We start from the raw sequence: 10,950 nt of genomic DNA, 5'->3' as shown, positions 1-10,950 counted from the left end.
GGAGGATTCCTGATGATGATCATCGCCGCTCCGCTGCTGATCTTTTCCGTCCTCGCTTGGATCGATCTCCCGCCGCTTTTTCAACAGCGCAAGGAGCGCGCCCGGGAGTTTTGGCTGACAGTGTCCCTGCTCGGCATCGGGCTGCTCCTGAGCGAACTGTATGTCTTGCGGTTCAATCTCTGGAGCATCAACCGTATGATCACAGAGATCGTCAACACGTTGCGTTAACCTCTCCAAAGAATCATCCCATCAAAAAAATCGCCCGCTTCCCCGGCCATCCATCGGCAGAAGCGGGCGATTTTTGATATTTGCAGGCCCATCCCTTACACAAACCGGCGGTGATTCTTCTTCCCATCATGCGTGAACACGACCGGCCGCCCGTCGAGCATCGTCTCCAGATGCACCGTCCGTCCCCACAGCGCGTGAACGTGGGGCAGCGTCTTTTCGAGATATTTCACATCTAACTCGACGCCTTCGTAGCTGTGTTTGAGATACAGCTCACCGTTTTTCAGATAGTCGCCGTCCTGTACGACGATCACCGGGAATCCGCCGTTGACCCGGGCGGTGCAGAGCTGGTCGCGCACCTTCTCCCAGTCCTTCTCGACCACTTTCCACTCATTGCCGACCTTTTGGTAGAGATAGAGATCCATCTCGTCGCACAGTTCCTTCGTCAGGTAGTTGCGCAGGAACGACATGTCGGAGTCAAACTCGCGGATCTCCCACATCCGCTCGCGACCCCACCGCTTCTCGATGTCCTCCCACATCTTGAGGCCGACGTGATATGGGTTGAGCGACGTGCGCGACGGCGCGATGACCCCGGCATGCAGGCGGGCAAACTCAATCGTCTCCGCCTCCGTCAGATCCATCTCGCGCAGAATGCGCAGATGCCAGTACGAAGCCCAGCCTTCGTTCATGATCTTCGTCTCGATCTGCGGCCAGAAATACAGCATCTCCTCGCGCATCACCGACAGCACATCGCGTTGCCAATCCTCCATCCCTTTGGCATGCTCCATGATAAATAAGAGCAGGTCCTTCTCCGGCTGAGCCGGGAACCGGACCGGAGTTGGGACTTCCTCCGCTTTTTTCTCGCCGATCGCCCAGATGTCTTCGTACGGATCGGCCGGCTTCTTCACCGGGATGATGTCGGCCGGTTTTTGCAGACGCTGCGTCCGCCCGATCAGGCTCGGGTCGATGTGCTCCTGCACGGCCAACACCGAGTCGATGAACGTCTCCACCGCCTCTTTGCCGTGCTCCATCTCATACTCCCGGAACCGGTCGGCCGACGCGGCCATCGACTCGACCATATAGCGCGACGTCCCGGCAAATTTGGCGTTGTGCTTGAAGAAATCGCAATGCCCGAGCACGTGCGCCACGATCAGCTTGTTTTGGATCAAGGAGTTGCCGTCGAGCAAAAACGCGTAGCAGGGATCGGAGTTGATCACCAGCTCGTAGATCTTCGACAGGCCAAAATCGTACTGCATCTTCATCTTGTGAAACGTCTTCCCGAACGACCAGTGGCTGAACCGGGTCGGCATCCCGTACGCCCCGAATGTGTAGATGATGTCGGCCGGGCAAACCTCATAGCGCATCTCATAAAAATCCAGCCCCATGCCGCGGGCGATGTCGGTGATCTCCTCAATCGACCGCTCCAACTGGCGCATCTCTTCCCTTTTCACAAGCGTCTCCCCCCTACGAAGCCCGGATCGCTTCGCCAGACGTAAAGAACGTGCACAGCGCCTTGTAGACTTCGCTCTTCTCTTTGATCAGCACGTTTTTGAACTTCGGGTCTTGGATGTTTTTGAAGGCGTTCATCAAGGAACTCGACCGGTTGTACTGATTCACCTCGCCGTACCCGAAGATGTTCGAAACCTCCATGATCTGCCGGATCAGTTTCACGCACTTCTCATTGTCAGACGAGAGATTGTCACCGTCGGAGAAATGGAACGGGTAGATGTTGTATTTGTCGGGCGAATACTTCTGCTCGATCAAGTTCCAGGTCAACTGATACGCGCTGGAGCAGATCGTGCCGCCGCTCTCCCCTTTGGTGAAAAACTCGTGCTCCGTCACCACTTTCGCCTCCGTGTGATGGGCGATGTACTGGATGTCGACATTTTCATAGCGGGTGCGCAGGAAGCGCGTCATCCAGAAAAAAAACGAGCGGGCGATGTATTTTTCAAACTGCCCCATCGAGCCGGAGGTGTCCATCATCGCCAGCACCACCGCTTGGCTGTGCGGCTTTTCGATCTCCTCCCACGTCTTGTAGCGCAGATCGTCCGGGATGATCTGATATTTGTTTTCGCGGCCGGCCAGCGCATTGCGCTTGATCGCTTCGATCAACGTCCGCTTTTTGTCGATGTTGCCTTGCAGACCTTTTTTGCGGACATCGGTGAAGCGGATGTCGGTCGTTTTGATATCATCCAGCGTTTTGCGCTGCAGGTTTGGCAGTTCGAGATCCTTGAACAGCATGTCTTGGATCTCCTCCAGCGACACTTCCGCCTCGTAGTAATCCACACCGGGCGCTTCGCCCGCGCCCTCGCCCTTGCCAGGTCCCGCCTGCTGTTGCTTGCCTTGCGGGTCGCGGCCGAGCACATCGCCGACGGACGAATCGCCGTCGCCTTGTCCGCCGTGCTGCCCTTTGTTGAAATTGTAGCGGAAACGAAACTCATCCAGCGAGCGGATCGGCACTTTCACGATCTGCCGGCCGTCGTGCATGACGATGCTCTCTTCGGTGACGAGGTCGGCGAGATTCTTCTTGATCGCATCGCGGACCTTCTCTTGATGACGCTGCTGGTCCTGATGCCCCTTGCGGTGCAAGGACCAATCCTCTTGAGAGAGGATAAAAGACGGACGATGAACCATCCGCGCCGCCTCCTTTTGGTTTTTTGAAGTTCTTTTGATAAAAGGGGACAGGCTGTCGGTCCCTGTCCCCTGCAGTGCGTGCTGTCAAATTAGCGGTTGAGCAGAGAGCCGGTGTAGCGCAGCAGTTCGTTTGCGCAGACCGGGCAGTAGTCGTGGTCCTCGATCAGCCGCTCGGTGACTTCGTTGATCTTCTTGAGCGTCAGCGCGTCCGGCGTTTTCGAGGACGTGGTGATCTTGACGACGTCCTTCAGATCGGAGAACAGCTTGCGTTCGATCGCCTCGCGCAGACGTTCGTGCGAGTTGTATTCGAATTTCTTGCCCCGGCGCGCGTAGGTCGAGATACGGATCAAGATCTCCTCGCGGAACGCCTTCTTGGCATTTTCCGAGATGCCGATCTGCTCCTCGATGGAGCGCATCAGCTTTTCATCCGGATCGACCTCTTCGCCGGTGATCGGGTCTTTCATTTTTTTCCACGAGCAGTACGACTCCACGTTGTCGAGATAGTTCTCGAGCAGCGTCTTCGCCGACTCCTCGTAGGAGTACACGAACGCCTTTTGCACTTCCTTTTTCGCCGACTCGTCGTACTCTTTGCGAGCGATGGCGATGAAGTTCATCAGACGCTCCTTGTCTTCCTTCGTGATCGACGCATGCTGGTCGAGCCCTTCCTTGATCGCCCGCAGCACATCGAGCGCGTTGATGCAGTTCGTGTCGCGCCGGATCAAGGCCGACGAGATGCGGTTGATGATATAGCGCGGGTCGATCCCGCCCATCCCCTCATCATGCGCCTCGTTGCGCAGTTCCTGAATGTCCTTTTCTTTGTAGCCCTCGACCGCGTCGCCGTCGTAGAGCTTGAGCTTTTTGAGCAGATCCATCCCCTGCTTCTTCGACTCCTTGAGCCGGGTGAGGATCGAGAAGATCGCCGCCGTCTTCATCGCATGCGGCGCCACATGCACGTGGCGCATATCCGACTGCTTGATCAACTTGTCGTAGATCCGCACCTCGTCGGTCACCCGCAGATTGTACGGGATCGGCATCACGATCATCCGGGATTGGAGCGCTTCGTTCTTCTTGTTGGCAATGAACGTTTTGTACTCCGTCTCGTTGGTGTGCGCGACGATCATTTCATCCGCTGAGATCAGCGCAAAACGTCCCGCCTTGAAATTGCCCTCCTGCGTCAGGGACAGCAGGTGCCAGAGAAATTTCTCGTCGCACTTGAGCATCTCCTGGAACTCCATCAGGCCGCGGTTGGCCTTGTTGAGTTCGCCGTCGAAGCGGTAGGCGCGCGGGTCGGACTCGGAGCCGTACTCGGCGATCGTCGAGAAGTCGATCGAGCCGGTCAGATCGGCGATGTCCTGCGATTTCGGGTCGGACGGGGAGAAGGTGCCGATGCCGACGCGTTCGTCCTCGGAGAGGACGATCCGCTCGACTTCCATCTCCTCGATACGGCCGCCGTACTCAGTCGACAAGCGCAGGCGGCAGTGCGGGCAGAGGTTGCCTTCGATGATCACGCCAAACTCCTGTTCAAACTCCGGCCGCAGTTCACTCGGGATCAGGTGCAGCGGTTCTTCGTGCATCGGGCAGCCCTTGATGGCGTACAGAGCGCCCTCGTCGGTGCGCGAGTAGCTCTCAAGTCCCTTCTTCAGCATCGTCACCAGCGTCGACTTCCCGCCGGAGACCGGCCCCATCAGGAGCAGGATGCGTTTGCGGACGTCCAGCCGACGCGCGGCCGAGTGGAAGTATTCTTCGACCAACCGCTCAATCGAGCCCTCGAGACCAAAGATCTCGTTCTCGAAAAACTTGTAGTGTTTACGGCCGTCTTCATCTGTCGAGATGCCGGCCGCCGCGATCATATTGTAGACGCGGGCGTGAGCGGACTGGGCTACTTTCGGATTCTTGCGAACGATGTCCAAGTAGTCAAGGAAGGTGCCTTCCCACCGGAGTTTCTCCTCTTGAGCCCGGTAGGCGGTCAAACGATTCAGCAGATCCATGAAGTCATCATCCCCCTTAGAAATCGGGCCCGTGCCCATGCCATCCGCCGGGAACCTGATGTTGATGGTGTTCTCTCATCCTATTCCTTAAAATGCTTGCCCTATGACAGGGGTGTTCCTGATTTCTGAATATTAAGATTAATTACAGCGGACTGTGTATTGCGTACTCCATAAATATGCAAGGCCTACCCCGCTGTTGCGTGATGGAGCGAAACATTCACAACTTCAGACACAGCATGGGCGGTGCCCTAAAATTGAAAGTGTTTTCAGAGTGTGCTATCATGAGTCTGTATTAGTACTTCCTTCTAAAGAATGGGTGATGTTCTTGCGCAAGAGCAAAACGAGCCTGATCTTCCAGGCTGCCATCGATATTTTCTCGGAAAAAGGCTTCGACAAAGCGACGATGGACGATATCGCGGCGCGCGCGAACGTCGCGAAAGGCACGATCTATTACCATTTCAAGAGCAAGGAAGAACTGTTCCTCTTCCTCGTCGAAGAGGGCATCGAACTGCTGCGCGAAGGGGTCGAGTCCAAACTCCTCCCGGAGATGCCGCCGCGTGAAAAATTGGAACTGATCGTCCGCGAGCAGATCCATTTCTTTGGACAGTACCGTGACTTCTGCGTCATCCTCCTGCGTGAATCCTGGGGCGGTGAAGACCGTCAGCGCGAGTTCCGCAAGATGATCCGCTCTTACATGCTCTTGATCGAAGAAGTGATCAAGGAAGGCATGGACACTGGCGTCTTCCAACGCGTCAACGCCGAATACGCCGCTGCCGGCATCTTCGGCATGATCTCCATCGCCGCGCTCCACATCCTGCTCGGCCATGCGCCGTACGATGAGGAAGTCTTGTTCACCGACATGAAACGCATGGCATTCACAGGTCTTTTGACCGAATAAAAAAGTCTCCGCTCATCGGCGGAGACTTTTTTTGTGCCGTTATCCGGCCAGTTCGTCCTTGGCATGCAGATCTTTCACCCGCAACGTGCGGCGGGTGGTGAGGACGTGCAGGGCGAGGATCGTGACGAGCACGCCGGCGAGGACGGTGATGTCCCGCCAGACGGCCAGTTGGTCGCCGGTGGCGATGATCGAGCGCAGTCCTTCGACCGCGTAGCTCATCGGCACGAACGGAGAGAGCCATTGGAACAATCCCGGCACCAGTTCAATTGGGAACGTGCCCGCGCTGGAGGTCAACTGCAAGATCAACAGCACGATGGCGATAAACCGTCCTGCCCCTGAGCCAAATCGGGCGATAAGCAGACCGATGATCGCGATAGCCGTCAGCGAGAACAAGATGTTGAACAGGTAAAACTCCGGCAGGTGCAACACCTGCAGCCCCAGCACATGCACCAGCACAGACGACGAGATCACCGCTTGGCAGACCCCGATGATGCCGAGCGTGAAAAATTTCCCGAGCACATACGACGTCGTGGAGACCGGCGCGAGGACCCAGCGGTACTCGCGCATCGAGAGGATGAAGTAGAGGATCATCGCCCCTACCCACAAAGACAGCGGGATAAAGTAGGAGGCAAACCCCATGCCGTACGTCCCGACCGGATGAGCCGCCACTTCCTCGACGCGCACCGGGTCGGCCATGATCTGCGCTTTCTCCTCCGAGTTGCCGACGACCGCTTCTCCAGTCGCTTTGGTCAGCTCGTCTGCCAGCTCGCGGTTGCCGTCGGCCACCTTCCGGGAGCCGTCGAGCAACTCCGGCGTGCCGTTTGCGAGGTCGCGATTGCCTTTCGACAGGCTCCGGCTGCCGTCTGCGAGACTTTGGCTCCCTGTGGCGAGCTCCCCCGCTCCGGCGGTCAATTGAGCCCCGCCAGCGCTCAGGTCGGTCAGCCCTTTTTGCAGCCGGTCCGCTCCGCTCGCCAGCGATTGCGAGCCGGTGGCGAGTTGACGCGCTCCGGCGATCATCTGATCCTGACCGCCCGCGATCCGGCTCAATGCAGCGGTCGCCTGCGTCAGCCCTTCCTTGCTCTGGCCGACCTGTCCAGCCGTCTGACCGATTGCGCCGCTGACACCGCCGATCTTTTGCAGCGCCCCTTGAAACAGCGGGTCCCTCCCCGCGTCCGGATACTTCTGCCCGATCACGCCGAGCATCGCCAGCGCGGACATCTGCGCCGGGTCTTGCGTCTGCGGCGGTGACCCGGCCGTGCCGAGCGTGCCTTGCATCTGCGCAAGACCCGCCTTCAGGTTGTCGGTGTTTGCCGCCGAAGCCTGCAGCCCGTCGCGCACCTGCTTCACACCGGCCGTCGATTCCTGCAGCGAGGCGGCCAGCTTTTCATTGCCCGAGGCGATGCCTGCCGCTCCCGACTGCAACTGGTCGGCACCCGTCTTTGCCGTGCCGAGTCCTTCGTTGATCCGGCCAAGACCGGAAGCCAACTCCGCGCTGCCGGTCGCCACCTTTTGCGAAGCGTCCGCGATCCGGCCGCTCCCGTCGGCGAGCTTTTGAGCCGCGTCGTTCACATCGCGCACACCGTCCGCCACTATCTTCGAGCCGTCGGCCAGATCATTTGCCCCGTCGGCCGCTTTCGAGATGCCTTCTCCCGCGTCGCCGATCACGGCAAAGATGCCTTTGAAATACTCCTCGCTGAACGTATTCCCGAGTTCCTCCCGCACAGAGGTCGCCAGCCGCTGCGAGATCGTCGACGCGATGTAGTTTTTGCCTTCATTCAACGTAAACGTCAGCTGCGACCGCCGCGGATGCTCGCCTTCCACCGAGATCACATCCTCGGAAAACGTCGCAGGGATCGTGACGATCAGATAATAGCGATTGTCCTCCAGCCCTTCCCTCGCCTCTTGCTCCGAGATCGGCAGCCAGAGAAAATCGCCTTTTGCCAGCAACTCCTCGACAAACTCCTTCCCGTACGCGACCGCGTTGCCGTCTTTCACCGCGCCTTTGTCTTGGTTGACGATGGCGACCGGAAACTCATTCATCTGTGCATACGGGTCCCAAAACGCGTACAGGTACAGCCCGCTGTACAGCAGCGGGATCAACATCCCGACGATCAACGCCGCCCGTCCGATCCGCGAGCGGAGCAGACGGAGAAACTCGGTGCGGATGATCCACCACACATTCATGCGCTCCGCACCTCCCCACCGGGCAGTTCGATCACCGTGGCGCAGCGATCGGCGACCTGCGCCAGCACCGTCGTCATCAGCACCGTATGTCCGTCCCGCGTCAACCGCAGCAGATCCCCGTGCGCGACCTCCCACTCCTCATTGGTCAGCCCGCGCTCCGGCTCGTCGATCAAGATCAGATCGGGTCGATGCACCAACGCCGTCGCAAGCCCCGTGCGAAACTGCTCCAGATGAGCGAGATCCTTGACCCGATACGACCGCACGTCATGCAGATCATACTGCGCGATCAACTCCGCCACCCGCGCTTTCGGCTGACGCACCTTGTGCAGGCGCGCTTGAAATAAAATCGTCTCCTGCACCGACAACGTGTCAAACAGCGGCGTCAGATCGTGGATCGGTCCGAGCCCCGCCCGGCGGCGATCCGGACGTTTGCCGTCGATGAGCACCCGGCCCGCCGTCGGCGCGAGATGCCCGGACGCGAGCAACAGAATGCTCGATTTGCCCGTTCGCGACGGTCCGTAGACCGCGTTCAAACCGCCGCTCAGCGTGAAGTTCAGCCCTTGATACAAGATCTTGCGCCCGTCCCGCAGTTCGACGTCAGAAAATACCACGTCCGTCACAGTTTCCCTCCTTCTCCTTTAAAACTGACTGAACAGTATAATATGTATCTCTCTATTTTACCTTGACTCGGAACTGACTGTCAGCACCACATTTTTTCTAAGTTCCCCAAAAATCCTGCTAAAAAATAAGCCCACGTGAAATTCGACGATTGCAAGCGTTACACGCATCTCTTCTCCTTATTTCCTCGCAAACGAATCTTTTTGTCACCCGGACAAATTTGTACTGACCAGTCAGTTTAAACTATGATCAATAGCATCAGACAGAGAAAGCGAAGTGATCCCGATGAACGGATGGAAACTGGCCCGGTTGGAATGGGCCCGCTTGCTGAGCAATCGCAAGCTGATCATCTCCGTCGTGGCGGTCCTGCTCGTCCCGCTGTTGTACAGCTACCTGTACCTGTGGGCGTTCTGGGACCCGTATGAACGGCTCGATCAACTGCCGGTCGCCTTTGTCAACCAAGACGCAGGCACCGTCACAGACGGCAAGTCGGTCAACCTCGGCGAGGAGCTGGCCGATAAGCTGAAAGAAGACCCGGAGCTCGCCTTTCATTTCACCGACGAGTCGGAAGCGCTCGCCGGTATGGAAGACGGCCGCTACTACATGATGATTCAGATCCCGACCGATTTTTCCAAACAGGCGGCCAGCGTCTCCGACGCGTCGCCCGCCCGGTCGAAGATCCTCTACGTTCCGAACGAGAGCCTCAACATGCTCTCCGCGCAGATCGGCGAGCGGGCGATGGAGACGCTGCGCAATGAACTGCAGCGCAAAATGACCGAAACGTACGCCGACACTCTCTTTGAAAAAATCGCCGAAACAGGCAACGGACTCGGGGAAGCGGCTGACGGTGCCTCCCAACTGAAAGACGGCCTCGTCACCGCAGAAGATGGCGCGGCTCAGTTGCAATCCGGCACCGCCGACCTATCCAGCGGTGCGGTCAAGCTCTCCGACGGCGCCGCTCAATTGAAAACCGGCACCGGGCAACTGGTCTCCGGGCTGCAACAATCCCGATCCGGCTCCGAGCAACTGCATGCCGGACTCACCACGCTGCAGGAAAAAGGCAACCTCCTGCAAAACTCCACTGCGCAGCTCTCCGGCGGTATCCAAAAGGCCAGCGGCGCCGTCGCCTCGCTCGCGCCCAAACTGAGCGAGACAGGCGCGGGCCTGCATCAGGTCACCGGCCTCTCCTCCGCTGCAGCCGCTACTTGGCAAGCCCTGCTGGAGAAAAATCCGGAGCTGCTCGGGCAGCCGGAAGCAAAAGCGCTGGCTCAGCAACTCGGCGCGGTCAACGCATCGCTCCCGAAACTGGACGGCGCGGTCACCACCCTCTCCGGTCACCTGAACACCCTGAACGGCTCGATGGGCCAACTGGCAGCAGGCAGCGGCAAGCTGAGCGAAGGCGTAACGGCCTACGTCGGCGGCGTGTCCCAATCGCAAGCGGGAGCCGCAAAACTTGCGACCGCACAAGGCCAGCTGCTCGACGGAGCCGCGCGCATCGATGCAGGTGCGACCGCTGTGCACAACGGTCTGAACACGCTGGTCGGCGGCACGACCCGACTGGCCGACGGCACCGCCAAACTCTCGGACGGCGTCGTCAAACTGCGGGACGGCTCGCAAGAACTGGCGCAAAAGCTCGGCGACGGCGCAGAGGAAGTTCAGGCCAACCTCGTCGCCACCGATGCCAAAGCGGACATGATCGCCGATCCGGTCGATCTGGAGACGTCGAAACTGCACCCGGTGCCCAACTACGGCACAGGCTTCTCCCCGTACTTCATCTCGCTGGCGTTGTTCGTGGGCGCGCTGCTCCTGTTCATCATCCTCGATGTGCATCAGGTGGCCGCCTTGCCAAAGCGCGGCACCGCGTGGCTGTTCGGGAAATTCTCGCTGTACGGCCTGTTCGGGATCTTGCAGGCGCTCGTCGTGGCATTCTCCTTGCAGGTCGGTCTCGGCCTGACGGTGGAAAATGTCCCCGGCTTCTACCTGATGTGCATCCTGACGTCGCTGACGTTCGTCGCGCTGATCCAAGGCCTGATCTCCTTGCTCGGCGAACCGGGCCGCTTCCTGGCGATCGTCATCCTGATGCTGCAACTCACCTCCAGCGCTGGCACCTTCCCGCTGGAACTGAGCCCGACGTTCTTCCAAGTGCTCAATCCGTACCTGCCGATGACCTACACCGTAGCCGGACTGAAAGCGGTGATCTCAAACGGCGATGCCGCTCTGATCACGACCAATGTCTCCTGGCTGCTCCTATTCCTGATCGGCACGCTGGCTGTGACCTCGCTGTTCACCTGGCGTCGCCATCCGGGCACTCAGGCAGAGGCCGCCGTGACGGCATAATCCAAAACAAAACGTTCACACGCAAAGGACCCCCGCATCTCATCGATTCGGGGGTTTTCCTTATGC

Annotated in this window: 8 protein-coding genes; 3 read left to right on the top strand and 5 right to left on the bottom strand. The window is 58.8% G+C overall.

Translation table 11 applies throughout. The features are described 5' to 3' along the window. Positions 1–12 precede the first annotated feature (12 nt). Positions 13–228: a hypothetical protein gene (locus tag OS242_RS11735; protein WP_267151884.1), complete on the top strand. Its 216-nt coding sequence runs from the start codon at positions 13–15 to the stop codon at positions 226–228. A gap of 95 nt (positions 229–323) precedes the next feature. Here the strand turns inward: OS242_RS11735 and OS242_RS11730 are convergent, their stop codons facing one another. The 3 genes from OS242_RS11730 to OS242_RS11720 all read right to left on the bottom strand — a co-directional run bounded on the left by OS242_RS11730 (position 324) and on the right by OS242_RS11720 (position 4,847). After that, positions 324–1,676, bottom strand: coding sequence for a SpoVR family protein (locus tag OS242_RS11730; RefSeq protein ID WP_267151883.1), 1,353 nt, complete (start codon positions 1,674–1,676; stop codon positions 324–326). A 13-nt stretch (positions 1,677–1,689) separates the two neighbouring features. Continuing rightward, on the bottom strand, positions 1,690–2,859 hold the full coding sequence (yhbH, locus tag OS242_RS11725) for a sporulation protein YhbH (protein ID WP_267151882.1): 1,170 nt from the start codon (positions 2,857–2,859) through the stop codon (positions 1,690–1,692). A gap of 89 nt (positions 2,860–2,948) precedes the next feature. Then, the gene (locus OS242_RS11720) at positions 2,949–4,847 is read right to left on the bottom strand and encodes a PrkA family serine protein kinase (RefSeq protein ID WP_267151881.1); all 1,899 of its coding nucleotides are present in this window, start codon (positions 4,845–4,847) and stop codon (positions 2,949–2,951) included. Positions 4,848–5,172: 325 nt separating this feature from the next. Between OS242_RS11720 and OS242_RS11715 the strand changes: the two genes are divergently transcribed. Then, a complete protein-coding gene (locus tag OS242_RS11715) occupies positions 5,173–5,745 on the top strand; it encodes a TetR/AcrR family transcriptional regulator (protein ID WP_267151880.1) in 573 nt (190 codons plus the stop codon). A gap of 39 nt (positions 5,746–5,784) precedes the next feature. Here OS242_RS11715 and OS242_RS11710 read toward each other — a convergent pair whose 3' ends face one another. Together OS242_RS11710 and OS242_RS11705 are read right to left on the bottom strand one after the other, a co-directional pair. Continuing rightward, a complete protein-coding gene (locus OS242_RS11710) occupies positions 5,785–7,929 on the bottom strand; it encodes a YhgE/Pip domain-containing protein (RefSeq protein ID WP_267151879.1) in 2,145 nt (714 codons plus the stop codon). Then, a complete protein-coding gene (locus OS242_RS11705; protein ID WP_267151878.1) occupies positions 7,926–8,549 on the bottom strand; it encodes an ATP-binding cassette domain-containing protein in 624 nt (207 codons plus the stop codon). Before OS242_RS11705 ends, OS242_RS11710 begins: the two co-directional genes overlap by 4 nt. Before the next feature lie 283 nt (positions 8,550–8,832). Between OS242_RS11705 and OS242_RS11700 the strand changes: the two genes are divergently transcribed. Then, positions 8,833–10,884: a YhgE/Pip domain-containing protein gene (locus OS242_RS11700; RefSeq protein WP_267151877.1), complete on the top strand. Its 2,052-nt coding sequence runs from the start codon at positions 8,833–8,835 to the stop codon at positions 10,882–10,884. Positions 10,885–10,950 lie beyond the last annotated feature (66 nt).

The sequence above is a fragment of the Tumebacillus lacus genome, assembly GCF_026410385.1.
Classification (GTDB): domain Bacteria; phylum Bacillota; class Bacilli; order Tumebacillales; family Tumebacillaceae; genus Tumebacillus; species Tumebacillus lacus.
This window is presented reverse-complemented; position numbering and strand designations above follow the sequence as displayed.

Bases quoted from the DNA above. Each gene is read 5' to 3' on its own strand.
- OS242_RS11735 (WP_267151884.1), top strand. From the start codon at position 13: ATGATGATCATCGCCGCTCCGCTGCTGATCTTTTCCGTCCTCGCTTGG.
- yhbH (WP_267151882.1), bottom strand. From the start codon at position 2,859: ATGGTTCATCGTCCGTCTTTTATCCTCTCTCAAGAGGATTGGTCCTTG.
- OS242_RS11710 (WP_267151879.1), bottom strand. From the start codon at position 7,929: ATGAATGTGTGGTGGATCATCCGCACCGAGTTTCTCCGTCTGCTCCGC.
- OS242_RS11700 (WP_267151877.1), top strand. From the start codon at position 8,833: ATGAACGGATGGAAACTGGCCCGGTTGGAATGGGCCCGCTTGCTGAGC.
- OS242_RS11720 (WP_267151881.1), bottom strand. From the start codon at position 4,847: ATGGATCTGCTGAATCGTTTGACCGCCTACCGGGCTCAAGAGGAGAAA.